Source organism: Amycolatopsis sp. NPDC088138, assembly GCF_044741685.1.
In the GTDB taxonomy this organism is placed as follows: domain Bacteria; phylum Actinomycetota; class Actinomycetes; order Mycobacteriales; family Pseudonocardiaceae; genus Amycolatopsis.
Genome location: NZ_JBIUTB010000007.1, coordinates 1 through 26,895 on the forward strand (window position 1 = coordinate 1; position 26,895 = coordinate 26,895).

A 26,895-nucleotide genomic window follows, 5' to 3' on the forward strand; every position below is an offset into this window, starting at 1 on the left:
ATCAGCGCGCCGCCGAACTGCGTGCCCTCGAACACCAGCGGTTCCAGCTGGGCCCGTGCCGCGTAAACGGCAGCGGTGTATCCGGCAGGACCCGATCCGACGATGATCAGGTTCCTGATTTCCTCGGCAGCCACCCGTGACCTCCGCTCGTAGTGACCCTGTACAGGCTCAACACGATCGTAGGTGGCCGTGTTCCCCGGCGTGACGGCCGCTACTTCTCCCCGACGACCTTGTCGAACAGGACGGCCGGATTTCCCGGTCCGCAGTCCGCCCCGAAGGCGACCAGACGGAACTGGGCGAGCTTGCCGGTGGTCAGGATGATCATGACGCCGGCCTTGCCGTCGACGTTGACCGGGCGGATGCCCTCGGGGCGCACGTTCGCGTCCAGACCGGCGGCCGTGATGCAGCCGTCGAGCCGGTCTTCGGTGCCCAGCGGGCCGAAGTCGCGGACGCCGACCGCCTTGCCGATCAGGGCCTGCGCGCCGCTGCCGTCACTGCCGACCGTCGGGCCGGACGGCGGCGGGGCCGCGACGTTCGGGGTGCCGCTCTGCTGGGTCGTGCTCGGGATCGCGATCGTCACCGCGACGACCGCCGCCGCGGCGGCGGTCAGGACTCCGGCGACCCAGCCGAGCCGCTTGTTCCGGCGCCGCCGGGCCGCCGCGAGGTCCACCACCTCGGCGTCCCCGGTCCCGGTCTGCTCCGGTGCCGGCGCGGTCCGCTGCTGAGGAAAGGCGGCAGCTGCCTCGGCCGCCAACGCCGCGTCCAGCCGCGCCGCGAACTCCGCGGGCATCGGCGGTGCGGGTGCCTCGGCGAGCGAAGCCAGGTCGGCCTGCGTCGCGTCGAGGGCGTCCAGGATCGCGCGGGCCTCCGGGTCGGCGTTGACGACCGGCCACAGCTGCGCGGCCCGGTCGTCGTCCAGCACGCCGGCGTGGAGGTCGGCGAGCACGTCGACAGACCAGGGCGGACCGATGGTCCCCCCGATCCCCCGGCTTTCGTCCGTCATCGTCCCTCCCCGCTACCCGGCTGGCGCCCGGCCCGTTTGCTTTCGTGAGTTGGGACGTTCGCAATCGCATCGGGGTTCCGCAGGTGTCCGAGAACCTTCGCGAGTTTCCCCCGGCCCCGGGCGCAGCGGCTCTTCACCGTGCCCTCGGCGATGCCGAGCATCTTCGCCGTCTCGGCGACGGAGTAGCCCTCGACGTCGACGAGCACGATGGGGGCACGCTGGTCTTCCGGCAGCTGGTTGAGCGCCTCGCGCACCAGCAGGCTGGTCTCGCGCTCGGCCATCGAGTCGCGCGGGGTGGCCGGCTCGTTGAAGCCGGTCTCCGGCAGCGGGACGGTCGGGCGGGCCTGGCGGCGGCGGATCCGGTCGAGGCAGGCGTTCACCACGATCCGGTGCAGCCACGTCGTGACCTGCGACTCCGCGCGGAAGTTGCCGGCGGCCCGGAACGCCGAGATGAACGCGTCCTGCAACGCGTCGGCGGCTTCCTCGGGATCGCGGACCGTGCGTAGCGCGACCGCCCACATGCGGTCGCGATGTCGCTGGACGAGTTCGCTGAACGCATGAGGGTCCCCCGCGGCGTGAGCCGCTATCAGATCCGCATCCGTGGGAGCTGCAGCTGTCACCCGCAAGAGCCTACTGACCCTGTCGGGTGCGTCACGCCGCAGGCAGGAAGGACACGTCCGCGATCTGGCTCAGGAACTGGCCGTCCTCGCCGCCCAGCTGGGTGATCCAGACGATGAAGTACTCACCCTGGGTGGGCTGAGCCAGCGGGATCGTCGTGTCGCCGTCCTTCAGGTCGCCGTTGCCGACCACCTTCGTGTCGGCCAGGTCCGGGTTCTTCTCGGTCGCCGACCGGATCTCGACCTTCGTGCCCGGGGTGCCCCCGGAGATCTTGACCTGGCTCAGGTTGATCGGGTCCTTGAAGGTGACGACCAGCCCGACGCCCGACTTGATGGCGGGGAACTGCTGCTTGTACTTCTCGGTCCGCCACTGCGTCTCGGGCTTGCCGTCGGTCGCGTACTTCGCCCGCGCGGTGTTGTCGCCCTTGCCGTCGGGGTTGTAGACGGCGACGGCCTGCGGTGCCGCCGCGGGACCGACCGTCGGCGACGGCGGCGGGGCGGGTTGCTGGCTCGACGCGGGCGGCTGCCCGGCCGGCTGGCTCGAGGCCGGCGGCGCCGCGACGTTGATCGTCGGCCCGCTCGCTTTCGAATCACCCTGGAAGACGTTGATCAGCATCAGCCCCGCCCAGGCGAGGATGACGACGGTGGCGACCACCAGCACGGTGACGCCGAGCGCGAGCTTGCGCCGCCGGGCGACGTCCTTGACCGGCTTCTTCGTGGTCCAGACGGTGCCCTCGGTCTCGGCCGGGTCCCCGCCGACCGCCTTGATCAGCTGGGTCCGCTCTTCCTCCTCGGCCACCTGGTCGAGCATGCGGAGGATGGCCGCGCTGGTGCGGATGCCGCCGTTGCCGCCGTCCTCGATCGTGCGAACGGCCAGCGACGACAGGTCGGCGGGCACGGTCGGGATGAGCTGGCGCGGCGGGACGATCCGGCCCTGCGGCGTGGTCGGTGCCGGCGGGATGGCCGGCGGGCCGCCGGGCAGCGCCCAGCGCCCGGTGAGCAGCAGGTACAGCACCGCGCCGAGCGCCTTGACGTCGTCGCGCAGCGTCGCTTCCGGCAGCGGGCCGGGGAACGCGAGCTTCAGCGCGCCGTTGGGCGTCAGCCGGAGCCGCTGCGGGTGGTCGAGGCCGAGGACGAGACCGTTCTGGTGGGCCTGCTCGACCGCTTCGGCCAGCGCCTGCACCATGCGGGCGGCCGCGCCGGGCGCCACCGGCCGCTGCGCGACCAGGTCGACCAGGTCGCTGCCCTTGGTCCATTCCGCGACGACGACGCCGAGCAGTCCTTCACTGGACGTGATGCCGCTGCCGAGGGCGAGCACGTCGAGCACGCGGGCGACACCGCCGTGGCCGAACTTGGACGCGTGCGTCGCGCGTTCGAGGGTGCGCCGCGCGAGCCGCGCGGCTTCCGGGTCGGCCGGGTCGCCGACCAGCAGGGTCAGCGCGACGTCCCGCTTCAGCTGGCCGTCCCGCGCGCGCCACAGGTGCGCGTCACCCCGTTCGTCCACGCCGAACTGTGCGAGGAGGCGGTAGCGGCCGTCGCCGACCACACGTCCGGGGGCGAGCGATCCGACCTGGGCCTTGCCCACGTGGTTCGCACCCCCTGCCTGTTCGCTGCGCCTCGTATCCACCCGCACTCTCCCGTTAGCTCCCCGCGTCGAGGGTACCCAGAATACGACGCGGGAGTCGTCGTCATCCGTACCGGAATCGTTACCCCCGCTTGATCAACCGGGTGAACCTGCTCGTGGCCGGTTGGAGCTCCTCCACCTTGAGCGCCATCAGCACGCCGAACGAGACGACGATGCCGACGATGCTCTGCAGCAGAAGCTTCACCCAGGCACCGAAAGTGGGCCCGAACGAGTCGGGGACGACCCTGCCGACGAGCCACGCCGCGGCCACCCCGAGCCCGCTGGCGACGACCGTGAACAGGATCACGCCGATCACCCGCTTGCTCCGCAGGTTGCCCAGCGTCACCCAGAGCCACACCTGGCCGAGGATCGCGCCGACGACGAACGTCAGCGCGTTGACCATCATCACGCCGAGCACGACGTTGTCCGGCGACAGCAGCACCGGGCACAGGTACAGCAGCGGCACCTTGACCAGCGTCATCACGATCATGATCAGCGTCGGCGTCCGGGCGTCCTTCATGGCGTAGAAGACGCGCATCTGGAGCATGACGAGCGCGTACGGCAGCAGCGCGAACGCCGAGATGGCCAGCGCGTCGCCGAGCCGCTCGGCCGTCTCCACCGTGCCCTTGCCGAAGGTGAACAGCGCGATGCCGATCGAGCCGCCGACCACGGTCATCACCGCGGAGATCGGCACCAGCATCACCGTCGAGATCCGCGATGCGTAGGAGAGGTCGCCGATGAGCTTCTTGTGGTCGCCGTCGGCGGCCGCGCGGCTCATCCGCGGCATGATCGCCGTCAGCAGCGAGACGCCGATGACGCCGTACGGCAGCTGGAAGAGCAGCCAGGCGTTGCTGTAGGCCGTCACACCACCGGGGGAACCGCTGGTCAGGACCCGGGTGTTGATCGTGTAGCCGATCTGGCTGACCGCGACGTAGCCGAGGATCCAGAGCGCGAGGCCGCCGAACTCCTTCATCTGCTTGTCGATGCCCCAGCGCCACTTGAACCGGAAGCCCGAGCGCAGCAGCGGCGGGACCAGCAGGATCGCCTGCGCGACGATGCCGCCGGTGACGCCGATGCCCAGCGTCAGCACCTTCGGGTCGGTGAGCGACGGGTGCACGGTGTCGATGTCGCCCGGCATGATCCAGACGACCAGGATCGTGAAGATGACCACCAGGTTGTTGATCACCGGCGCCCAGGCCGTCGGCCCGAAGATCTGCTTGGCGTTCAGCACCGCCGAAAGCAGCGCGAACACGCCGTAGAAGAAGATCTCCGGCAGCAGCAGGTAGGCGAACGCCGTGGTCAGGCCCGAACTGGCCTTGCCCGAGCCGTCGACGTACAGGCTGGTGAACGCCGGTGCCGCGAACACCGCGACCACCGTGCCGAACAGCAGCAGCGTGAACGCGACCGTGATGAGCCGCTGGGTGTAGGCCGCGCCGCCGTCGGCCTCGTCCTGCGCGCGCACCAGCAGCGGCACGACCACGCTGGCCAGCACGCCACCCATGAGCAGCTCGAAGATGATGTTCGGCATCGTGTTCGCGACGTTGAACGAGTCGTTCGCGATGCCCTGGCCGATCGCGCCGACCAGCAGCAGCTTCCACAGGAAGCCGGTGATCCGGCTGATCAGCGACGCGATGGCCATCCGGCCGGACGCCTTCGCGAGCGACGGCGCCTTCGCCGGGGCCGCGGCCTCCGTGCCGGGTTCGACCGGCTTGACCAGCGGCTTGCCGATCGCCGGCATGACCTGCGTCGCCAGCGCGTCGTACGGCCGCATGACGTCGGGGTCGGCGACCGGCCAGCGGGAGGCCATCGGGACACCGGCGGTGCGCGGGATGAACCGCGTCGCCTCCGGGTCGGCGGGCCGCTGGGCCGCCTCCTCCTGCCACGGCCGGACCGGCGCCGGGCGGCGCGGGCCGCGGCCGCGTGGCGGCACCGGGATGCCCGGAGGCGGTGTTCCCATGGCCGGGTTGCCCACGGCCGGCGTGCCGGGCGGCGGCGTCACGGGCGGGGCGACCGGCGGGATCACCGGCGGCGCCGGCTGCGGCAGCCGCCCCTGGTGCGAAGGCGGGCCCTGCTGTGGAGGCGGGCCCGGCGGGTTCTGCGGTGGTGGCGGTCCGGGTGGCACCGGCTGGACGCGCGTGGGTGCCGGGCCGGCCGCGTTGCGTGGTGGCTGCCCGCCACGCGGCGGCTGGGGCGGTGGCCCCTGCGGTGGCGGGCCCTGCGGCGGCGGGACGCGCCGGGGCGGCCGGTCCTCACGCAGCGCGCGGTCCGGGTGGTCGTCGGGTCGCTGGTCGCGGACCGGACGCTCGTCGTGCACCGGCCAGTCGTCCCGGGACGGGCGCTCGCGGACCGGCCGGTCGTCCTGGACCGGCTGCTGGGCCCGGGGCGGGCGGCCGTCTTCGACCGGTTGCTTGGCGCGAGGCGGGCGGCCGTCACGCGGTTCCTCGCGCGGCGCGCGGTCGTCCCGGGGCGGACGACCGTCACGGACCGGGCGGTCGTCGCGCGGCGGGCGGCCCTCGCGGACCGGCTGGTCCTCGCGGGGCATCTGGCGGGTGTGGCCGTTGCGCGGCGGCTGGCGGCGGCCGCGCTCCGGCGGTGGCGGAGGCGGCTGCTGCTTCGGCGGGGGCTGGCGGCGGACCGGCTGCGACGCTCGGGGCGGCCCGTCACCCCGTTGCGGGGGCGGAGCGCCTTCGCGCCGAGGACGACTCGCACGCTCGGGTGGTAAGCCCGGCTCTCTCTCCAACGCGTGCCCAATCCTCAGTGCTCGGTCCCGATGCCGCGGCCTGGCGCCGCGCACGTGCGGACCCAGGGTAATCGGGAACGGCTCGGAACACTCAAAGGCCGAAGGATCAGTCCACCAAGTCGCGTCCGGCCTTCGCGTCCTTAACTCGCCGGTAGATGCGCCGGGAGGCCAGCAGAAGCAGGGCCGCACCTGCGGCGACGGTCGCGATGATGGTGATCGCGCCGTACTCCGTGGACGTCAGTTCGAAGCGCGCGGATGACCCGAGCGGGGTATCCGCAGGGGTGCGCAACGACACATCGACGCTGAACCGGCCCGCCCGCAGCGCCTCGACGGGGAGGAAGTAGTTCTTGCCGCCGCCGGCCGGGAAGTACCAGGCCCTCGCGTCGTCGGAGCGCAGGCCGGTGTTGTTGGTCAGGACGAACCGGGCGTTGATCCCGACCGGCAGGTCGTTGCTGACGTACACCGGCAGCGGCGAGTTGCCCGACGCCAGCGCGATCGTCTGCTTGGGCTGCGAGACGGACACCTGCTCGCTGATCGCCGACAGGTCGGCGCGCGCGTTCGCGGTCGCCGCGTCGGCGGGCAGGCCCCGCCACGCGGTGGACGCGCCCCGAAGCTCGGCCAGCCGGACCGGCGCGACGACGTCGTCCGGTTTCACCCGTTTGGTGGGATCCAGCTGCATCGCGGCGGCCAGGCCGGTGGTCTTGTCGTCGAGGTTCGCCAGCATCGAGACGAGGGCGGGATCGGCGGCCGGGTCCTGGCCGCCGTCGCCGACCGGGCCGGAGCCCGCCGGTTCGGCGGCCAGCAGTGTCTGGAGCGAGGTCGCCGTGACGAGCCCGGCGTCGAGGTAGTTGCCGACCTGCTGCAGGTACGCGGTGAGCTCGGCGGCCGGGGCGTCCCAGCGGCGCGGGGGCGCGACCAGCAGGTGGTCCGGCCGCTGCTGCCCGGTGGGCAGGCCGAGGCCGGCCCGGAAGGCGAGCGCGCCGAGGCCGTTCTGGCTCGCGACGGCCGCTTCGGTGGTGGCCGGCACGGTGACCGAGTCCGGCACGGTCGGCACGCCCGCCATGGCCGAGGCGATGAGCGAGTCGGTCGGCTGCGCGCGGACGGTGCTGCCCTGCACGGTGACCCCGCCGCCGGTCGCGGCGGGCGCGAGCTTGCCCGCGTCGGTGACGACGGTCCGGATCCCGGCCTGCGACAGCGCGGCGAGCACGGAGTCGTTCGGCGTGCCGTCCGGCCAGAGCACCCCCGGCTGCGGCGTGACGCCGGTGAGCTCCTGGATCGTGGCCGCGCCGCCGGCCGCCCTGGTGACCAGCGCGGGGTCGCCGGGGCGGATCTGCGAGACGGTGTTCAGGTCGGCGTCGGAGAAGGGCAGCGCCACGACGCACCGGGTGCCGACCAGCGAGCGGAGGGCGGCCAGCCACGCCTGCGCGGTCTCGGTGCCCTTGCCGTCGATGTTCCCGGCGTCGGTGTGCACCAGGTAGCCGTGGCTCATCGCGTCGACGGTCGCCAGCAGGTCCGGGTCGAGCGCGAAACACAGCGACCGGCCCAGGTTCGCGTCACCCTGCACGGCCGTGTGCGCGGCCGTGACCAGCGCGTTCAGCCGGCCGTCCGGCCCGATCTCGTCGGCGAGGCGGTCGTCGGCCAGCACGGTCTTGCCGCCGAGCGGCGCCGCGTAGACGTGCGGGACGCTGCTGGTCAGCGGCCAGAGCAGGGTCATGCTCGGCGCGCCGGACGGGTGGGTGGCCTGCTTGCCGGGGCCGGTCAGCACCGGCATCAGCATGCTGACCGCGCCCAGCCGGGCCGGGCCGCCGAACTCGGGCGTGCCGTTGACGTTCACCAGCAGCGGGTAGACGCCGGGACGGCTGAACTGGGCCGCGCGCTGGCCGGTCAGCGTCACCGAGATGTTCAGCGGCGCGCTCTGCCCGGGCTCCAGCACGTCGGCGACGGAGGTGAAGTCCGTCAGCGGGCTGTCCTTGATGACCGCGCCGGACAGGACCTCGCCGATCCCGCGTTCGGTCGTCTGCCGCTCGCCGACCTGCAGCCGCACCTGCGGCCGGGTGACCTTGCGGTCCCCGGTGTTGGTGACGGTGCCGGCGACGGTCAGCGTCGTCGTCGAACCGGTGATCACGCGCGGGTTGAGCTCGTTGAGCTCGACGCGTAGTCGGGCGCCCTCTTCCGCGTGGGCCACCGTGGCGCCGGCCAGGGCGGGGACGGCCAGGAAGAGGACGGAAAGGAAGGCTGCGGCGAACCGCTTCACTCGGGGGCTCCCTCAGGGGCGTGCTCGTCTCGTCCGTGGACGTCCGGGCGCGCCAAAAGTTCCTTGGCTTTCCGGACGAGCTTCCGCTCGTCGGAATAAGCGAGTTTGGTCTCCAGCTCGGCCAGCGGGACCCAGGCCACCTCGGTGACCTCGACGTCTTCGTCGGACAGCTCACCGCCGAGGCCTTCGAGCAGGAAGTGGTGCACGGTCTTGTGGATCCGCCGCTTCTCGGCCACGAACCAGTAGTCGATGGTCCCCAGTGGCCGCAGGACACGCGCGGAGATGCCGGTTTCTTCCTTCACCTCGCGCACGGCCGTCTGTTCCACCGTTTCACCGTCCTCGATGTGGCCCTTGGGCAGCGACCACAGCAGTCTGCCGTGCCGGTCGAGCCGGCCGATCAGCACCGCCTGTTCGCGCGCGGCGTCCAGCACGAGGCCACCGGCCGACGTCTCGTCGACCGTGGTCAGGCGCCTGCCGCGCTGCCGCCTCCGCCGCCTCCGCGGCTTCGAGGCGCCGGGGCGGCCGGCTGATCCAGACATGCTGCGATGCTAGAGCAAACGGTTGCCCCGGTAGGCTGGCTCTCCGTGTCCTGTCCGGTGGTGCCTGTAGTAATCGCACCCGAACGTAGTGGGTTTTCCGTGAACGACGTGGTCGCCAAGCAGAACGCGGTGGTGGAGCAGATGCAGGTCTCTCCCCTGGCGGAAGAGCTGGCGGAAAGGTTCGCCAGGGCGGGTCACCGCCTCTACCTCGTCGGCGGCAGCGTGCGTGACGCGCTGCTCGGCCGCCGCTCCGGCGATCTCGACTTCACCACGGACGCGCGGCCGGACCGGGTGCTGAAGATCGTCAGCGAGTGGGGCGACGCGGTCTGGGACGTCGGGATCGCCTTCGGCACGGTCGGCGTGACGAAGAAGGGCATGCAGCTCGAGATCACGACGTTCCGCGCCGACACCTACGACCGCGTCGGCCGCAACCCCGAGGTCACCTTCGGCGACACCATCGAGGGTGACCTGCTGCGCCGCGACTTCACGGTCAACGCGATGGCCATCGAGCTGGCGTCCAAGACGTTCATCGACCCCCACGACGGGCTGCACGCGCTGGCCGAGCGGGTGCTCGACACCCCGGCGACGCCGCAGGAGTCCTTCGCCGACGACCCGCTGCGGATGCTGCGGGCCGCGCGCTTCGCCGCCCAGCTGGGCTTCACCGCCGCGCCGCGGGTGGTCGACGCGATGACGTCGATGGCGGAGGAGATCGACCGGATCACCGCCGAGCGGGTGCAGGCCGAGCTGTCCAAGCTGCTGCTGGCCGCCGACCCGCGCCCGGGCCTGGAGCTGCTGGTCGACACCGGGCTGGCCGACCGTGTGCTGCCCGAGGTGTCCGGGATGCGCCTGGCGATCGACGAGCACCACCAGCACAAGGACGTCTACGAGCACTCGCTGACCGTGCTGGCCCAGGCGATCGACCTGGAGACCTCGCACGAGCCGACGTCGGAGCCGGACCTGATCCTGCGGCTGGCGGCGCTGCTGCACGACGTCGGCAAGCCGGCGACGCGGGAGTTCCAGGCCGGCGGCGGCGTGAGCTTCCACCACCACGAGGTGGTCGGGGCGCGGATGGCCCGCAAACGTTTGCGGGCGCTGAAGTTCTCCAAGGAGATCATCGACGACGTCTCCCAGCTCGTGTTCCTCCACCTGCGCTTCCACGGCTACGGCAAGGGCGAGTGGACGGATTCGGCGGTCCGCCGGTACGTCACCGACGCCGGCCCGCTGCTGAGCCGGCTGCACAAGCTCGTCCGCGCCGACTGCACCACGCGCAACCGCAAGAAGGCGGCCGCGCTGCAGGCGACCTACGACGACCTCGAGGCCCGGATCACCGCGCTCAAGGCCAAGGAGGACCTCGACCGCGTGCGGCCGGACCTCAACGGCGAGGAGATCATGGAGCTGCTCGGCCTCAAGCCGGGCCCGGACGTCGGCAAGGCGTGGAAGTTCCTCAAGGAGCTGCGCCTGGACCGCGGGCCGCTGGACCACGACGACGCGGTGGCCGAGCTGAAGCAGTGGGCGGCCGAGCAGGGAATCGGGAACTCCTGACCAACTCCCCATGAATTCCGTGGAACGCTGGACCTCACCGCCACGGATTGGGGATACTCCGGACCTCGGCTCACCCGATGTGACCAGGGAGTTGTCTGCGCGATGTCCACCGAAGCGCCCGACTCGCCGAAAGCGGTGGGCGGGGGCAGCTTCTTCGTGGCGTTGCTGCGGCAGGGTGCCCCGGCGATCGCGACGGCGACCAGCGAGCTGTCGGACGAGATCGGCGACCCGACCCCGATCCACGCGCTGAAGCGGATCTCGAAGATGGCCGGGCCGATCGACCCGGCCCAGCGCGACGGCCTGCTGCTGCGCGCGACCCGCTACGTCGTGCTCATCCCGCTCGCCTACCGGCTGCTCGCCGTGCCGGGCCAGTTCGCCTTCCACGTCTTCGAGCACGGGACGACCGGGTTGCTGCCGGTCGGCCTGTTCACGCTGCTCTCGGTCGTGCTGAACGTCATCGGCTTCCGCTGGATGTTCCGCTCGGCGCCGTTCCGCGGCCGCGACGCGTCGAAGCTGCTGGCCGTCGACCTCGCCTTCACCGTGCTCTCGCCGCTGGTGCTGGCGCTGACCGTGCCGCAGGAGGCGTACTTCGACGCGCTCGCGGTCAGCAGCGTCCACCTGTTCGGCGAGGCCGGGCTGCTCACGCTCGCCCTCGGCGTCCCGGCCGGGCTGGTTTTCGCGCTGGTCAGCTTCCCGCTGCGGATGCTGGCGAACTGGCTGAACACCGGCCAGTTCCACGTCGGCGCCGCGTTCTCGACGTACTCCGCGCTGCTCGCGCTGATGTTCCTGGCGACCGCCGCGCTGGTGCTGACCGGCCTCGGCACGCGGCTGGCGCTGGCCTACGGCACCCGCAACGGCCGACTCGCCGAGCGCGCCCAGCAGCACCGGATGCTGCACGACACCGTGCTCCAGACCCTCGAGGCGATGGCGCTGTCCGGCACCGCGAACCCCGAGCAGCGGCTGGTCGAGATCCAGCGGCTCGCCAGGGCGCAGGCGATGGAGATCCGGCACACCATCGAGTCGGCGGCCTCCGAACGCGCCGAGGCCGGGGCCCGGCCGCTGGGTGAGAAGCTCGCCGCGCTCGCCGCCGAGATGGCGCGCGACGGGCTGCGCGCCCAGCTCGTGGTGGCCGAGCTGGACGACGACACGCTGTCCGAGGTCCGCCAGATCGCCATCCGGGACGCCGTCCGCGAAGCCCTGCGGAACACGATGAAGCACTCCGGCACCGACCGGGTCGTCGTGCGTGTCGAGGAGCGCGACGGCGGGATCGCGGTCATCACCCGCGACCACGGCACCGGCTTCAGCGCGGCCGACCGCCCGGCCGGCTTCGGCATCGGCGAGTCGATCACCGCGCGGCTGGCCGAGGTCGGCGGGACGTCCCTGGTGGAATCGAACCTCCCCGGCGGGGGCACTCGGGTGACGCTCTGGGTCCCGTTCTGATATCCCCTGTGCATGACCTCGATCGAGCTGCTCGCCGACGCCCTCGCCGCCCACCGGGCCGGTGACCGCGACCAGGCCGCCGAACTCGCCGCCCAGGCCGGCCGCGCCGGTTCCTCACTGGCCGACGAGCTGCGGACCTACCTGGCTTCCGACGGCTCGGCGCCGGTGTACGACCAGCCCAGCGCGTTCACGGCGTTCATCCGCGGCGGCGGCAACGTCGGCCTCTACCGGGCCCTGAGCGCCGAACTCGCCGCCCGCTACGACGCCGCGAAGCCGGAGTCGCTGCTCGACCTCGGCTGCGGTGACGGCCTGGCCGTGGTGCCCGCGCTCGAGCAGGCCACGCACCTGCCGAGCCGGATCGACCTCGTCGAGCCGTCGGCCGCGCTGCTCGAGGGTGTCCACGAGCGGGTGCCGTCGGCGCAGTGCTGGCAGTCGACCGCGCAGGAGTTCCTGGCCCGCGACGACCTCGGCTGGGACTTCGTCCAGTCGACGTTCGCGATGCAGTCGATCGAGCCGGAGCAGCGCGCGGAGGTGCTTCGCACGCTTCAGCAGCGCACCGGGACGCTGGTGCTCGCCGAGTTCGACGTCCCGGAGTTCACCGAAGGGTCGCCGGAGCACCTTCGCTCGCTCGTCGAGCGCTACGAACGCGGTGTCGCCGAGTACGGCGAAGATGCGTCGCTGGTCGCGCAGGGATTCCTGCTGCCGGTGCTGCTCGGTCTCGTCGCCGGGCAGGAGCGGACCAACTGGGAGCACCCGGCCGCCGTCTGGGCCGAGCAGCTGAAGACGGCGGGCTTCACCGACGTCGGCGTCGAACCGCTCGCCGACTACTGGTGGTCGCCCGCCGTCGTGATCACTGCGTCCTGATCAAACCCTGCTGAGGGAGCCCGTTTCGAGGTGCTGGGCGAGCGGCCGCGGCAGCAGGTAGGCCACGCCGCCGCCCGGCATCCCGCCCCACGGCGCGGTGACGCCGGTGAGCACCCGGATGGCGCGCTGCACCCGGTACAGCCGCTTCTCCCGTTCGCGCTCGAACGCCAGCGACGTCTCGACGAACCGCGTCGGCTCGGCGTGGACCAGGTTGCCGGTCTCGTTGCCGAACCGGACGACCGTCGTCCCCGGCGGGAGCACGATCACGCGCTTGCCGCGGTAGAAGTTCAACGGCGGCTCGCCGCGCATCGGCAGGATCGGCCAGTCGGCGGGCTGGTCGGACTCCTCCGCCGGACGCGGCGGCAGCATCAGCAGCACCCCGAGCAGGAACCGGGCCGCGTCACCGAGTGAGCCGAACGCCACCGGCTCGTCGGCGGGCGGCCGGGAAACCTCCCAGCCGTTCTCGGCCCGGCGGAGCGTCCAGACGCCCTCGGCGGGAACCTCCGTCGCGCCGATCCGGTAAGCCGCGGCCGGCACCCCGTGCTCGGCGAGCCGCTGCTGGAGCAGCTCCAGCGTCTCCGCGCCCTTGAGGTTCCGCACCTGCTCGCCCTGCGCGACGCGGGTGAGCGCGCGGTCGTCGGGCAGGTCGGCGGCCGTCTGCGGCGGCCGCGGGTGACCGGCGACCTCCGCCTCCGCCGTCGCCCGGACGAGCTCCCCGACGAACGGCGGCCGGAACCCGGCCGCGCGCGCGTGCTCGACCAGCTCCGGTTCCGGCGGCACCCCGTACTTGCGCAGGTAGTGCGGCACGGCGGCGGGCCAGATCCAGGTGCCGTCGGTGTGGAACGCGTTCGGCACGTCCGGTGGTGTGCCCGGCTTGCCGAAGATGTCCGGCAGCGGAGCGGGCCGTCGCACCGCGACCGGCGCCCGGAACAGGTAGTCGAGCACCCCGCGGACCTGGTCCGGCGGCACCGGCGGCCGGTTGACGACCGGGCGCTCGCCCTCGGTGTGCGAGTCGGCGGCTCGGGCCACGCGGAAGGTCAGGTCGAGCGGCAGCCCGGCGCGGGCGGTGAGCCAGGCCGGCAGGTGCTTCGCCGAGCGCGGGAACGTCGCCAGCTCCAGCTCGTAGGCCGCGGTCGACGGACGGCCGCCGTCGTTCGGCGGGACCCGCCAGTCCGGCTCGCGGTCAGCGTCGAAGTCGAAGTCGAACGACGACGCCGAGTCCAGCGTGAACGTGCCCTGGAACCACGTCCCGGACTCGGGCTGGTACATCGCCGAGCGCAGCTGCGCGAAGAGCCCGCCGAGGCGCGGCACCGCGGGCAGCGACACCGAAACCGGGCCGTCCTCGTCGCCGACCGCGCGGAGTTCGATCTCGGAGTAGTCGCCGACCTGCCGGAACTGCGCGCCGACCCGGGTCCAGCCACCCGGCACCGTGTGCAGCAGCGTCCGCCCGATCGCCCGCAGCAGCGCGTTCTGGTCGCCGGTGCCCGGCTTCGGGCGCGCGTCCGGCGATTCGGTGAAGTCCTGCCGCGCCTGCCAGATCGCCTTGACCTGCTTCGCCGGCACGGTCGCCGAGAAGTCGGTCAGGCCCAGCTGCGCCGCGCGGGCGGCGTCGTCCTGGACCCAGCGCAGGGTCAGCTCGGGTCGCTCGCCCGGAGCGACCTCGAAGACCTCGTCGTCGTAGTCGCAGTAGGTGCGCAGCGTGAACGTCGACGAGACCTCGCTCGCCGGCACCACCCGCGCCGGACGCCCGTCGTGCTCCTTGTCGAAGCCGTCCGGCGGCTCCTCCTCCGGAAGCACGGACAGCAGCACCGTGCCGTCCGTCGTGGAGCGTTGCGCGCGGAAGGTCCCCTCACCCCACGCCGCGTACAGGCCGTCCGGGCGTTCGGCCACCTCAACCCGGTAACGCACGTTTTGTCCTCCCCTGACCCCAGTGACCCCAGAAATCTAGTCGAGCGGGTACCGAGCGAACCACCGGTCTTCGTCCGGCGCATCCGCGCCGAACTCGGTGAGCGCGTCGTCCGCCAGCTCGACCATGACATCGCGGAGCTCGAGCTGGTCGAGCCAGCTCCGCCGCAGTGCTTCCTCGCCGTACATCGCGCCGACGAGGTTGCCGCAGACCGAGCCGGTCGAATCGCTGTCCCCGCTGTGGTTGACCGCCGCGAGCAGGGCCGAGTCGGGGTCCGTCGTGGTCAACGCGACGTACACCGACATCGACAACGCCGTCTCACCGACGTTGCCCTGCCCGAGCGACTCCACCTTCTCCGGCGTCGGCGGTCCCTGCTCCGCCAGCGCCAGCGCGGCGTCGAGGGCCGCGCTCTGCTCCTCGTGTGCCGGGTACTTCACCAGCTCGGCCCGGGCCGTCGTGACGGCGTCGAGCAGGGCCTTTCCGTGCAGCAGCTCGTGCACGACCACCGCGAAGCAGCCCGATGACAAATACCCGCTCGGGTGACCGTGGGTCAGCGCCGCGCTCTCCGCGCCGAGCCGGAAGACCTCGGCGAGGTCGTCCGACCAGAGCGCGACCGGCGCCGCGCGCATCACCCCGCCGCAGCCCTTCGAGTTGTTCACCGGCCGGTCCATGGTGCCGCGGACGCCCGACCGGCCGTAGGCCTCCAGCTCGCCGAAGCACGTCAGCCCCGGCGCGCGGCGGCTGAACAGCTCCTGGTGCGTGATCAGCCAGCCGTCCGGCGCCTCGACGGGCGACTGCGGCCCGCGCGCCCGGTCCCACGCGACACCCTGGGTGTGCAGCCACCGCTGGTAGGCCAGCTGCAGCGAGTGCGCGACGTCGGCGGAGCCCGTCCGGCGGCGCTGGGCGTGCGCGCGGATCAGCGCTTCGAGCGTGAACAGCGTCATCTGCGTGTCGTCGGTGATCCGGCCGACGCCGCCGTACGCGGGGATGAAGTCGGTGATGCCGTCCGGCCCGGCCAGCTCGCGGATCCGGTCGATCGAGTCGAACTCGGTCTTCGCGCCGAGCGCGTCCCCGATCGCGCCGGCGAGGATGCTGCCGCGCAGCCGTGAGCGCAAGTCCGGTCCTTTCGGCGCCGCGAGGGTGAACCGGCCGCTCGGGTACCGGCGTTCCCAGCGCGCGTGCTCGGCCGTCTCCGTCTGGAGGCCGTTGCGGTTGAAGTACCAGAAGACGTCGCTGGCGACGTCGTCGAGCAGCCCGAGGTCCGGCAGCGCGGCCACCCAGGCCGCGGGCAGGCCGGGCACGCCGAGCCGGGCGCCGACCAGGGCGCCCGCCAAGGCTCCGGCGACCGGGCCGGAGCGCGCGGCGAGCGTGATCGCCGCTTCCGGGTCGTGGCCGCGCTTGGCCGCGGCGAACAGCGCGCGGCCCAGCACCGACCGGACGCTCCGGCCGTCGCCGATGCTTTCGAGCTGTGTGACGTCGTCGGCGTCGCGGTCTTCGCGCAGGGCCAGCGTCGACGTCGCAAGCTCACCGCCGATCTCGCGCAGCCGCAGGTGCACCGGCAGCGCGTACTCCTCGCGCGTGAGCAGGGCCTGGAACAACGCCACCAGCAGGTCGGCGCCCTCGGCGAGCTCGCCCCCGGCGTCACCGGTCAACGCGCGGGCGACGTCCTTCGCGTACTGCTCGCCGTCGGCGCCCTCAATGGCGACCGCTCCCGCCGGCGTCGCGGCCAGCGCCGTGACCAGCAACGTCGAGAGATCGTCGGGCGCGGGACCCGCGCGCCGCGTCGCGACCGCCAGCCAGCCGACCGGGTCCGGATCCGGCAGCGTGGCCGGCACCTCGCCGGTCGGCACCGGCGGCAGGCCGCGCAGCACGATGTCGGTGTGGAACAGCAGGTGCCGCGTCAGCCCGCCCAGCGGCAAGGTGCCCGTCGCACCGCTGCCCAGCGCGTCACCGATCGCGAAACCGGCGTACGCGCCGACGATCCGGTGCCACGCGAAGCGTCCGGCGAGCGTGCCCGGTGCGAAGAACTTGCCGAACGTCCACGGCACCGGCCGCGCGCCGGCGTCCTCGCCGACGTGCGCGATCAGGCCGTTCGCGCCCAGGTCGGCCGGCCATTCCGGAGTCTGGCCCGCCCGGCGCCGGACGCCGTTGCGGTACTGCCAGGCGAACCCGCGCAGGTACCGCAGGCACTCGTCCGGCGTCAGCTCGACGCGGTGGTCACGGGCCTGGTCGACGGCGTACCGCAGGTGGCGGGTGAGCAGGTCCGGCGGCTCGATGCCGAACTCGGCGACCAGCGCCGGCAGCGCCTCGGCGACCTCCGGACCGGTTTCGGGTGCGGGCTCGTCGATCCACGGCCGGGGCTCGGTCTCGGTCTGGGCCTCCACCAGCTCGGCCGCGGCCAGGCTGCGGACGAGCCCGGTGCCCGGGTCGAGCGTCAGGCCGGTCCCCGGCCGGTGCCGCAGCAGCTCGCGGACGACCACCCGCCACCGCTGGGGGTAACGGCCGGGCACCTTCGCGGACGAGCTGTAGACGATGACCTCGTGACCCGGCGTCCCCGGAACCGGCCGCAGCAGCGGCTCGCCGTCGGGCGTCGGCACCAGCACCTCGACGTCCAGGAGCGCCTGCGCGAATTCCGCACGGCTGATCCAGTTCGCGCCGAGGTAGTTGAGGAGCTTCCCGGCGTCCGTCGCCGGCTCCGGGAAGCCGCGCCAGACCGGGCCGGAGGTGTACTGCTCGTTGGCGCGACGACGGCCCGTCGGCTCCCCGTACAGCGTGAACTGCGTCCAGCCGCGGATGGCGCGCACCGGAATACCCAAGTCCGGGAACGCCTTTTCGTCGAACTCCGGGTCGACGTCCGGACGCCACTCGACGAAGCTGTCGTCGATCTCGCTCATGCTCCCCATCCTCGAGCTAGTGCCGCGGGTACCGCTCGATCCACTGGTCGCCCAGCGCGCTCAGCGCCGAGTGCCGGTCGAAGTGCCAGTAGGCGTCCGAAGCCACGTTCTCGACCAGGTAGCGCAGCTCCAGCTGGTCGACCCACTTCTGCGGCAGCCCGGGGATCCCGGTGCGCGCACCGAGCAGGGCGCCGGCGATCGCGCCGGTGAGCGCGCTGCGGCCGGAGTGGTTGACCGCCCGCAGCAGCGCCTGCTCCGGGTAGTTCTCGAACCCGGACAACGCGGCGAACGCGCGCCCGAGCACCGAGAGCGTGGTCTTGCCGTCGCCGATCAGCTCCGGCATCCGCAGGTCGGGCAGGCCGTGCTCACCGAAGAACGGCACCGACTCGGCGACCATCTCCTTGATCTCGGTCCACTCCGGACCCTGCTGGAAGGTGTTCTCCGGGTTGAGGACCTCCCGGCCGAGGTTCCAGATCGGGAAGCTGAACGCGTCCTTGGTCAGCGCCTGCTCGAACAGCCACGTCAGGTACGTCGCCGTGGCGAGGTCCTGCTCGCCGGGGTGGGTGACGCCGGCCAGCTCGCGCACGACCTGGCGCGCGCCGCCGCTGAATCCGCTGCCGGGCCCGGCCACGGTGAGCGCGGCGGGCAACGCGGGGATCAGCGCGGCCGGGCCGCTCATCGGCGGCGCGCCGGCGGCCCCGGTGGCGAGCTGGTGGTAGGCGTTGAGCTCGACGTCGTCGGCGTCGCGGCGGGCGTGCAGGTCCGCGACCTGCACGAGCCAGCCGTCCGGGTGCTCCAGCGGCGCGCCCTGGGTCCGCAGCCAGCGCTGCAGCGCCCCGCGGGTGACGTCCGGGAGGAGCTGCTCGGCCTCGCGCGACTCCGGCTGCTCGCGGTGCGGGCTGCGGATCACGGCCTCGGTGTAGAACAGCAGCCGCTGCGTCAGCGAACCGATCCGGCCCGGCTGGTCGAACGCCTGGACCAGGTCGGTGACACCCTCGATGCCGAACTTCGAGTGGATGTCGTGGAGCGGCATCCGGTCGACCGCGGCGCCGAGCGCCTCGCCGAGGGCGAAGCCGACGTATGCACCCGTGACGCGCTGCCAGCCGTAGCGGAACCCGTCGAGATCCCGCTCGAAGTACTTGCCGAACGTGTCCAGCCGCGGCACCGCGCGCCCGGCGTTGTCGTACGTCGGGGCCAGCCCGTTCGCGCGCAGGTCGTTGGGCTTGCTGCGCGGCGGCTCGGGCATGGTCATCCGCTTCAGCCACGACTCGCCGAGCACGGTCTTCGCGCACTCCTCGGCGGTGAGCTCGTAACCGCGCTTGCGGGCCTTCTCGGCCGCGGCGAGCGGCGGCTTGACCGGGTCCGGCAGCCCCATCCGCGACGCCGTGTCGGCGGCGACGCGGATCAGGTCCTCCTCGGCCTCCGGGCAGCGGCCGTGCACGTCGATGCGCGGCTCGTGCCGCGGGAACCGCTTGACGATCTCGGCCAGCTCGCCGCTCGAGACGTCTTCGATGGTCGTCGGGCCGCCGTTGATCACCAGGTTCGGCGGGTGCTCGAACTCGGCGAGCGTGGCGACGTCGACCCGCCACCAGCCGTGCTCGCGCGAAGGCAGGTGCCGCGTCGAGCTGAAGACCTTGAGCTCGTTGCGCTCCTCGGCGAAGTAGAACCGGTCCGTCTTGCCGGTCTCCAGGTCGAGCGGGACGAACACCTCGCACCGGATCAGCCCGATGAGCAGCAGCTCCCGCGTCAGCCAGCCGACGCTCGCGAACGACAGCAGCGTCTCGAGGGTGTTCTCCGGCTTCGGGTAACCGCGGCGGATCGGCCCGGCCTTGTACTCGGGGTTCTCGCGCTCTTCGCCGGTCTGGTTGCCGTCGGCGTCGACCTTCACCCAGCCGGCGACGGCCTGCAGCGGCACGCCCAGCTCGCCGAGCCCGGCCTTCACGTACTCGGGGTCGACGACCTCGCGCCAGTTCTCCTGCCCGGGGAACGCCACCGGGACCGACAGCCCGCCCGGGTGCGGGTGCGCCTGGCGCAGCTCGCCGTCCGGCTCGCGGACCACCACCGACGGCGGCGGGAAGATCTCCTTGTCCGGCCGTCCCTCGTCGAGGAACGCGATGGTGTTGTAGGGCACCGACCAGCCCTCGGGGATGCGCAGCACCTTTTCGGTGTCCACCCGGAGCCCGGCGGGACCGGAGACGTCCGGGCCGTGCACCGCGCGCAGCCACTGGCCGACCTTGGCAATCGCTTCCGCCGCTTCCACCTACTCGATCCTCTCCAGGCTTCCGTCGGACTCGTGCTCGGCGATCGTCTTCGGCAGCACGCAGGCCACCGCGCCACCGGGCAGGTTCGCCCACGGGACCGTGATGCCGGTGATCACGTGCAAGGGGCGTCTCAGCCGGTAACTCCGCCGCACCCGCTCACGTTCGAGTGGCAGCGACGTCGTGGCGAACCGTACCTCCCCGTGATGAACGAGGTTGCCGGGTTCCTCGCCGAAGCGCAGAACGACCGTACCCGCCACCAGCCGGGTGATGCGCTTGTTGCGGAGCAGGGTGAGGGGAGGCTCACCCGGGGCCGGGTGGACCGGCCAGTCGTCCAGTTCCCGGGCGGTCTCCAACGGCGTTTCGTGGCCGGCGGTCATCCGGGCGGGGTGCAGCAGCAACGCCCCGAGCAACTGCTGGGCGGCGTCCTCGAGCCGGTCGAAGTACTTGGGCTTCCGGGGTGCGCCGTCGGCGTAGGCCGCGACCTCCCAGCCGTCCGGTGTGTAGTTCAGGCACCACGTGCCGTCCGCGCGGTCGCCGACGCGGTAGGCCTCAGGCCACACGCCGTGCTCGCCGAGGCGTCGCACCAGGACGGTCAGCAGCTCCTCGTCGTCCAGCCGCGGGTCCGGAGTGGTCTCCAGCTCCGCGACGACGTCACCCCCGGTCGTCTTCACGTCGGCTCGGCTCGCCTTCGGCCGCGGCTTACCCAGCAGGTCCGCCTCGGCGGTCCGCCGGACCAGCTGCTCGACGTACGGCGGCTGGTAGTGGTGCCGCCGGATGTGCGCGACCAGGTCCGGTTCGGGCGGAAGGCCGTACTTCGCCAGGTAGTGCGGCACCGACGCGGGCCAGATCCAGGTGCCGTCGGTGTGGTGGCGCTCGGGGACGTCGGCCGGCTCATCAGGCGCGAAGACGTCCACGCCGAGCCCGTCACCGTCCAGCACGACGGCCTCGCGCTCGAGGTACTGCAGCACCAGCGGCGCCTCGGTGTCGGTCAGCGGCGGCCGGTCGGCGTCCGGCCCGCCGACGTCCGCGTACCGGAACACGACCCCGAGCGGGAGCAGCGCGCGCAGCCGCCACCAGTCCGGGATGTGCTCGTCGGCCCGCGGGAACTCGCCGAGCTCCTCGGGGTAGGCCGCCGGCTCGGGCGCGTCCGTCCAGATCGGATCGTCGTCGAGCGCGAAGTCGAAGTCGAAGGTGCCGTCGGGGACGAGCGTGAACCGCGCCTGCAGCCAGGTACCGCGGTCCTCGGTGTACATCCCCTGCCGCAGCCGGGTGAAGAGCTCGGCGAACTCGTCCGCCGTCGCGGCGTTGTGCCCCTCGATCTCGACGTGCTTGCCCACCTGCCGGAAGTCGACGACGGCGGGCCGTTCGGCGTCGGCCCGGTGCTCGCGCACGAGCTTTCCCAGTCGCACCAGGAGGGTGCGCTGCTCATCGGGCGAAAGTCGTTGTTCCACGTGAATCATTGCCTCGGGTAGCGCGGCTTGGCTTCGAACGTCGGCGCCTCACCGGCCGCACGCCGGGTGGCTTCGTCCTCCCACATCTTGAAAGTGCGCTTGTAGATCGACTGGACCAGTGCGGACTCCTGCGGTTCCAGCCGTCGGCTTTCCCGCTTCTTCGCCTGTTCGTACAACCCGCCCACCGTCTCGTAGAGCGCGAAGATCGGCCCCTCGCCGGTCAGGTGGAAGTCCCGTTCGCGCTCGGTCTCCTGGACGAAGCGGTCTTCCTTGAAGGGACCGTCGATGTCTGACTCGGTGGTCGACCAGATGACCTCGCGGATGTGGCTGCTGTCCTGGACGAAGAAACCGGTCCCCAGGTCGAGGAGGAAGCCGACCAGGCCGCCGTCGGGCGTGGCGTCGATCCGGTACGTCCGGGAGTAGTACTTGTAGAACATCGGGGTCTGGAAGGCCATCAGCCGCTCTCCTCGGATGTCAGTCCCCGCCGGAACGCTTCTTCGAAACGGCCTCGGACCTGCTCGGTCAACGCCGCGTCGAGCGCCGCTTCTTCGGGCGACAGGAGGCCGTCGCGTCCTTCCTTCCTGCTGAAGGTCTCGAAGTCGCGGCGCACCTCGTAGAGCGCGTGTTCGTACGACGCCACCTCGTCGATGTGCGTCAGGTGCAACCGCAGTTCGGCCACGTGCCCGTTCGGCAGCCGCACGTTGAGCTGCAGGTCCCGGTAGCCGCTGCCCTTCGGCTCGGCCAGCCGGTCGGTGAAGTCGACGATCGTCAGCTCGGGATCGTTGCGCACCGCGTCCAGCGCGCGGTACATGTCCGCCACCCGCTCGAACTGGATCTTCGCGCCGACGAGGTCGTGCAGCTTCGCGCCGTTCCAGCCGTACTTCTCGATCTTGGCCAGCGCGCGTACGTCGTCCTTGGGCTCCGGCCGGAACCCCGCGTGGCCGTCGGTCTCGCCCGCGATCCGCTCGGTGATGCGGTTCAGCGTGCCCTGGGTTTCGGGCCAGCGCTCGCGTTCCTCGGCGACCCACTGCCGGCAGTACTCCGGATCTCCCGCCCGGCCGAGATCGAAACTCCCGTGCAGCCGCAACCCCCGGTCGACGTCCACGGCGATCGCCGCCACATCGGCGGAGATCTCCGCCTGCTCCGGAGTCGGGTCGAACGGCTCGACCCCCTGGTGCTCGACGTCGTCGACCACGCTGTACCCGCGCTCGTGCACCTCGTGGACGGCGTCCTCGAGGATCGGGATCGCCTCGGGGTGCCTGAGCAGGCTGGCCAGCGTCTTCGGGTTGTCGAGCAGCGAGCGTGTCAAGTGGTCGTTGGCCGGATCCGCGAGCACCCGCACCAGATCGGGGTGTTCGCCGAGGTGGGCGCGGATGTAATCGGCGTCCGCGTGGCCGTCGAGGGCGGCGGCGACGTCGTCCCGGTCCAGGAAGCCTTGTTCGGAAACGCCGTAGCCGCCGTGCTCGCCGTGCACCTCGGTCGGGACGTGCTCGGTGCCCGGCGTCCCGACGTGCAGCAGCTTGATGTCCTTCGGCGGGTGCGGCAGGTGCATCAGGTCGCCGGACTGCGGGTCGATGAACGCGACACCGTCACGGGTGTGCACGACCATCGCGACGTGCCCGTACTCGACGCCGTTCGGGCCGTCGTACTTCACCGCGACCACCGCGTGGTGGTCCACCGGCCGCTCGCGCATCTCGCGGATGACGTCGTCGTAGCTCGCGCGGTCGGAGAACGTCTCGCCGAACCGGCTCTCGATGTGCTCGAGCGTGCCGCGGGTGCCCATCTCGTGCAGCGGGATCGGCTCGGCCGTCGCGTCGCCGCCGTGCAGCCGGTCCCAGTACGCCTCGGGGCCGCGCGTGCAGTTCGAGACGTACCCGTTCTCCAGCGCGCCCGGCTCGTGGAAGCCCGGGTTGACCTCGCGCAGGTGCGGGTGGCGGTCCTGGACGTAGGCCGCGCGCTCCGACGGCGTCGCCGCGCCGGCGTGGATGGCCGGCTCGGCGGGCGGGTTCGTCGCGCGCGCCAGTGACGAGTAGTCCGGTTGTGGCTGGGGCTCGACGTGTGGCTCGGCCGGGCCGTCGAGGACGTCGCTGACCGCGGTCGGGTGGTGCTCGACGACGGGCTCGTTGAGCCCGCCCAGCCGCTCGGCGATCGACTCCTGCTTGCGCCGGTCGAACTCGGCCGCGTTGTGCTCGTTCTCCGCCCGGCGCTCGGCCATCTTCTGCTGCGCGGCCTCGGGGTTGAGGTAGCGCGGGTGGCCGGGCCCGATCTCCTCGGCGTCGATCACCCACTTGCGGCGGCCCTCGGGCGTGATCTCGAGCCGCTTGTCGTGCACCAGCAGCTGCGTTCCGGGCGGCGAGAGGGACTCGCGCTCACCCGGGTTCTCGGCGAGCTTCGAGATGTCGCGGAGGTTGTCCGACCGGACGTGCAGCTCGACGTCGTCACCGAACTTCGACGTCGAGAGTTCGCCGGTCTTGATGGACGCGCTGGAGAACGCGGGCTCGACGACCACCGCACCCGGCTCGTACGGCCCGGCGACCAGCTCGGCCAGCCGCGGGTCGCCGCCGACGTCGATGCCGCGAACGGTCTCGCCGGACGTCCGCGGCACCTGGCCGAGGCCGTCGACGATCGCGCGGGTGTTCTCGTGCGCGAGGGCGAACCCGGGGTGGCCGGGCCCGCGGCGCAGGGCCTCGTTGACGTCGTAGGCGTACTCGCCACGGGTGTAACCGTGGACCGCGACGGCGCCCTCGTCGGTCATGGGCAGGCCGGCGGCGTCCCGGCGGGCGAGCGCGCGGTCGTGGATGTCCTGGTAGACGCCCTCGTCGCCGACCGCGCGGCGGACGCTCTCGTGGTCGGCCGGGGTGGCGTGGTGCTCGCCGTCGAAGAGGTAGTGCTCGTCGTGCGGGACACGCTCGGGCGTGGGGTTGAGCCGGTCGGTGATGGTCGGCGTCTCGGTGTGCCCGAGGGGCATCTCGTGGATGCCGGTCGCGTCGTGGGGCAGCTCGGCGAGCCGTCCGGTGACGGGATCGGCGAAGACGATGCCGTGCTCGGTGTGCACCCCGGCGACCAGCCGCGGCTCGCCACCGGTCTCGAAGGCGACGGCCGTCCGCGCGCCGACCGGACGTCCACCCAGCTCGTGGGCGACGTCGGCGAAGCTGTCCCGGCTCTGCCACCGGCCACCGAGCTGCTCGCCGACGTGCGCGAGGCTCGGCTGGTGCGTGCCCGGCCCGGCGACGACGTCCTCGCCGTTCATCCGCCGCTCGAAGGCGACCATCGACTCGGCGGAGTTGGTGCGGAAGCCGCGTTCGAGGGCGTCCGGGCCGTAGTGGTTGCGGGTGTTGACCGAGGCGAGCTCGGGAACGGCGTCGCGAACGAGCCGCGCGTGCTGCTGCGCGGACTCGACGGACCCGGCGTGCAGCACGGGCTGACCACCGGGCGTCAGCGGCTCGGCGAGCTGGGACCAGCCACCCTCGGGCGCCCGCGTCGCCGGCACCCGCCGCTCGGGCGCGGGCGGTTCGGCGTCGTCGCCGCCCAGCAGCTTGAACAGGTTGCCGCTCGGCTTGAGCTCGGGGTGTTCGGCGTAGAACTTCTCGGTCTCCGCGTCGGCCTCACGCTGGAACCGCTCGTCGTCGGCCCGCTCCTGCGCCCGCCGCTCGTCGATCGCGTACTGGGCGTCGGCGTCCCCGAGATGCCGCGGATCCCCGGCGGTGACCTCTTCGGCGTGCACGATCCACTGCGGCTGGTCCATGGTGCCGCCGGAGCCGTGGACGTAGTCGGGGTGCTCCGGGTGGCCCGGCCCCTTTTCGATGCCGGTGATCTCGAACTGCGACCCGGCCTTGAAGAGGACCTCACGCTCGCGCCCGATGCTGGCCATGGACTCGACGTCCCGGCCGGTCCGGGAGTCGATCCGCATCTCGACCTCACCCGGGAAGATGCTCCGCGGATGCTCGGCGTCGACCTTCGACGAGCTGAGGAAAGAAGGTTCGGTGATGTGCGCGCCCTCGTGGAAGCGCCCGAGGAAGGCCTGAAGCCGAGCCGGATCCCCCTGGAAGTCGACCCGCCGAGAGACGGTCCCGACGTGCGGCGGCATCTCGTTCAGCCCGGAGACGAGCGCCCCAGCCTGCGGCGCGAGGTCGGCCAGCTCGGGCCCCCCGAACCGAAGCGCCCGGTTGAGCGGCCCGACCAGCTCGTGCCGCGTGTAGGCGTGGACGGCGAAGGCGCCGTCATCGGACATGCCGGGGTGGAACTCGTCGCGCCGGAGAAGCGCCTCCCGCCGGACTTGCTCGTGCCGCCACTCCCCACTCTCGGCACTCTGCCGCCCGGAGTCGATGAAGGTGTCCTCGATCCGCCGAACACCGGCGGGTTCGTCGGTGTGGAAGTGCTCATCGGTGAGGTAGGGCTCGTCAGCGCGCAGCTCGCCGTACTGCTCGTCGGCTGGTACTTGCTCACCCGCAACCGGCTCATCGGGCCGTTCGCTCGTGGACGCCTGCTGCTCAGCGGCATGGTCCTGCCCAGCGGCAGGCTCGCGCTGTTCGGCGGCGCGGTCCTGCCCCGCGGCGGGCTCGTGTTGTCGGGCCGCGGGGTCTTGTCCGGCGGTTGCCGAGCCGTCGGCCCGTTCGCCCGCGGGCGAATGGTGCTCAGGCGCCTGGTCCTGCCCGGCGGCAGGTTGGCGCTGGGTCGCGTGGTCTTGCCCCACGGCGGGCTGCTGTTCGGCGGTGGGTCCGTGGTGCTCGCTCACCCGGTCTTGCTCGGCGACTTCAGAGTCGGCAGGCCGGTCGGTCGCCGGCCCGCGTTGCTCAGGCGCGCGGTCATGCCCGGCGGCGGGCGCCTGCTGCTGAGCAGCACCGTCCTGCCGTTCGGCGGTGGGCTCGTATTGCTCAGCCGCGTGGTCGGGCGCGACCGGCTGCTCGGCGGCAGGTTGCTCACCCACCCGGTCCGGAGCCGCGTGCTCGGCAGGCGGCTCGGCGATGTGTTCCCGGGAAGGCAGCTGCCCAGCCGGAGTCGGTTCCGCCGGACGTGTGGGCTGCCCCTGGGGCGGAGCCTGTTCGGCAGGCCGCTGGCCCTGAGGCGGATCCGCCGGCCGGTGCGGCTGCTCGAAGGCCCTCGGCGGCTGGTTGTGCGGCCCGCGCGGCAGGTTCTCCTGCGGCGGCCCGAACCGGGGCGGCGGCACCTGCGGCGGCCCCACCGGACGCGACGGACCCACCCGCGGGTCGTGCGGCGGCATCGGCGGGCGGCCACCAGGCGGAGGCGGCATGGGCGGACGACCACCCGGACCCTGCGGCCCACGCGGCTGATTCGGATACCCCGCCGGACGCTGCCCACCCGGCATCGGCGGCCGCTGCTGCGGCCCCGGCGGGCGCCCACCAGGCGGCATCCAGCGCGGATCGTTCGGATGCCCCCCACCCAGCGGCGGCCGCCCGTGCGGCGGCTGCCCACCCTGCGACGGATGGCCCTGCGACGACTGTCCACTCTGGGGCGCCTGCCCACCCGCGGGCGGCTGTCCACTCTGCGGCAGATGACCGTTCGGCGGCCCACCATGGGGCGAATGTCCACCTGCGGGCGACTGCCCACCATGGGGCGACTGCCCACCTGCGGACGCCTGTCCACCCTGCGGCGGCTGCCCACTCGCGGACGACTGCCCACCCTGTGACGGATGGCCCTGCGACGGCTGTCCGCTCTGGGGCGACTGCCCACTCGCGGGCGACTGCCCACCCTGTGACGGGTGAATGTTCGGCGGCCCACCATGGGGCGGTTGCGCAGGCC

General features: G+C 72.5%; 17 protein-coding genes. 4 read left to right on the top strand and 13 right to left on the bottom strand.

Annotation, left to right across the window (positions count from 1 at the left end; all coding sequences use genetic code 11):
- From ACIOD2_RS36530 to ACIOD2_RS36560, 7 genes are all read right to left on the bottom strand, one after another.
- On the bottom strand, positions 1-134 hold a 134-nt coding region (locus ACIOD2_RS36530; protein ID WP_400550605.1), incomplete at its 3' end, for an FAD-dependent oxidoreductase.
- Between the two features lie 77 nt (positions 135-211).
- Complete coding sequence (locus ACIOD2_RS36535) at positions 212-1,003, bottom strand: hypothetical protein (RefSeq protein ID WP_400548952.1); 792 nt, start codon at positions 1,001-1,003, stop codon at positions 212-214.
- Positions 1,000-1,623 carry an RNA polymerase sigma factor SigM gene (gene sigM / locus ACIOD2_RS36540; protein ID WP_323325239.1) on the bottom strand — a complete coding sequence of 208 codons (624 nt, stop codon included), beginning with the start codon at positions 1,621-1,623 and terminating at the stop codon, positions 1,000-1,002. The genes ACIOD2_RS36535 and sigM overlap by 4 nt, the downstream gene beginning before the upstream one ends.
- A gap of 31 nt (positions 1,624-1,654) precedes the next feature.
- Complete coding sequence (locus tag ACIOD2_RS36545) at positions 1,655-3,247, bottom strand: hypothetical protein (RefSeq protein WP_400548957.1); 1,593 nt, start codon at positions 3,245-3,247, stop codon at positions 1,655-1,657.
- A gap of 79 nt (positions 3,248-3,326) precedes the next feature.
- The gene (murJ, locus tag ACIOD2_RS36550; RefSeq protein WP_400550607.1) at positions 3,327-5,201 is read right to left on the bottom strand and encodes a murein biosynthesis integral membrane protein MurJ; all 1,875 of its coding nucleotides are present in this window, start codon (positions 5,199-5,201) and stop codon (positions 3,327-3,329) included.
- An 889-nt stretch (positions 5,202-6,090) separates the two neighbouring features.
- Positions 6,091-8,238 (bottom strand): DUF6049 family protein, encoded by a 2,148-nt coding sequence (locus ACIOD2_RS36555; protein WP_400548960.1) that lies wholly within the window; start codon positions 8,236-8,238, stop codon positions 6,091-6,093.
- On the bottom strand, positions 8,235-8,777 hold the full coding sequence (locus ACIOD2_RS36560; RefSeq protein WP_323325234.1) for an NUDIX hydrolase: 543 nt from the start codon (positions 8,775-8,777) through the stop codon (positions 8,235-8,237). Before ACIOD2_RS36560 ends, ACIOD2_RS36555 begins: the two co-directional genes overlap by 4 nt.
- Positions 8,778-8,876: 99 nt before the next feature.
- Between ACIOD2_RS36560 and ACIOD2_RS36565 the strand changes: the two genes are divergently transcribed.
- The 3 genes from ACIOD2_RS36565 (at position 8,877) to ACIOD2_RS36575 (ending at position 12,623) form a co-directional block, all read left to right on the top strand.
- On the top strand, positions 8,877-10,319 hold the full coding sequence (locus ACIOD2_RS36565) for a CCA tRNA nucleotidyltransferase (RefSeq protein WP_400548963.1): 1,443 nt from the start codon (positions 8,877-8,879) through the stop codon (positions 10,317-10,319).
- 102 nt (positions 10,320-10,421) lie between these two features.
- Positions 10,422-11,759: a sensor histidine kinase gene (locus ACIOD2_RS36570; RefSeq protein WP_400548965.1), complete on the top strand. Its 1,338-nt coding sequence runs from the start codon at positions 10,422-10,424 to the stop codon at positions 11,757-11,759.
- Positions 11,760-11,771: 12 nt separating this feature from the next.
- Positions 11,772-12,623, top strand: a complete 852-nt coding sequence (locus ACIOD2_RS36575) for a class I SAM-dependent methyltransferase (protein ID WP_400548968.1) — start codon at positions 11,772-11,774, stop codon at positions 12,621-12,623.
- Here the strand turns inward: ACIOD2_RS36575 and ACIOD2_RS36580 are convergent, their stop codons facing one another.
- The 6 genes from ACIOD2_RS36580 to ACIOD2_RS36605 are packed head-to-tail and all read right to left on the bottom strand — an operon-like array spanning position 12,624 to position 25,366.
- Positions 12,624-14,531: a TNT domain-containing protein gene (locus tag ACIOD2_RS36580; protein WP_400548971.1), complete on the bottom strand. Its 1,908-nt coding sequence runs from the start codon at positions 14,529-14,531 to the stop codon at positions 12,624-12,626.
- A 36-nt stretch (positions 14,532-14,567) separates the two neighbouring features.
- Positions 14,568-17,423: an ADP-ribosylglycohydrolase family protein gene (locus ACIOD2_RS36585; protein ID WP_400548974.1), complete on the bottom strand. Its 2,856-nt coding sequence runs from the start codon at positions 17,421-17,423 to the stop codon at positions 14,568-14,570.
- Between the two features lie 16 nt (positions 17,424-17,439).
- The gene (locus ACIOD2_RS36590) at positions 17,440-19,683 is read right to left on the bottom strand and encodes an ADP-ribosylglycohydrolase family protein (RefSeq protein WP_400548977.1); all 2,244 of its coding nucleotides are present in this window, start codon (positions 19,681-19,683) and stop codon (positions 17,440-17,442) included.
- Positions 19,684-21,144, bottom strand: a complete 1,461-nt coding sequence (locus ACIOD2_RS36595) for a TNT domain-containing protein (RefSeq protein ID WP_400548980.1) — start codon at positions 21,142-21,144, stop codon at positions 19,684-19,686.
- Positions 21,141-21,590: a hypothetical protein gene (locus tag ACIOD2_RS36600; protein ID WP_400548983.1), complete on the bottom strand. Its 450-nt coding sequence runs from the start codon at positions 21,588-21,590 to the stop codon at positions 21,141-21,143. Before ACIOD2_RS36600 ends, ACIOD2_RS36595 begins: the two co-directional genes overlap by 4 nt.
- The gene (locus tag ACIOD2_RS36605) at positions 21,590-25,366 is read right to left on the bottom strand and encodes a toxin glutamine deamidase domain-containing protein (RefSeq protein ID WP_400548986.1); all 3,777 of its coding nucleotides are present in this window, start codon (positions 25,364-25,366) and stop codon (positions 21,590-21,592) included. Before ACIOD2_RS36605 ends, ACIOD2_RS36600 begins: the two co-directional genes overlap by 1 nt.
- Between ACIOD2_RS36605 and ACIOD2_RS36610 the strand changes: the two genes are divergently transcribed.
- Complete coding sequence (locus tag ACIOD2_RS36610; RefSeq protein WP_400548989.1) at positions 25,337-26,782, top strand: hypothetical protein; 1,446 nt, start codon at positions 25,337-25,339, stop codon at positions 26,780-26,782. The two genes, ACIOD2_RS36605 and ACIOD2_RS36610, sit on opposite strands and share 30 nt — an antisense overlap.
- The last annotated feature ends 113 nt before the right edge of the window (positions 26,783-26,895 follow it).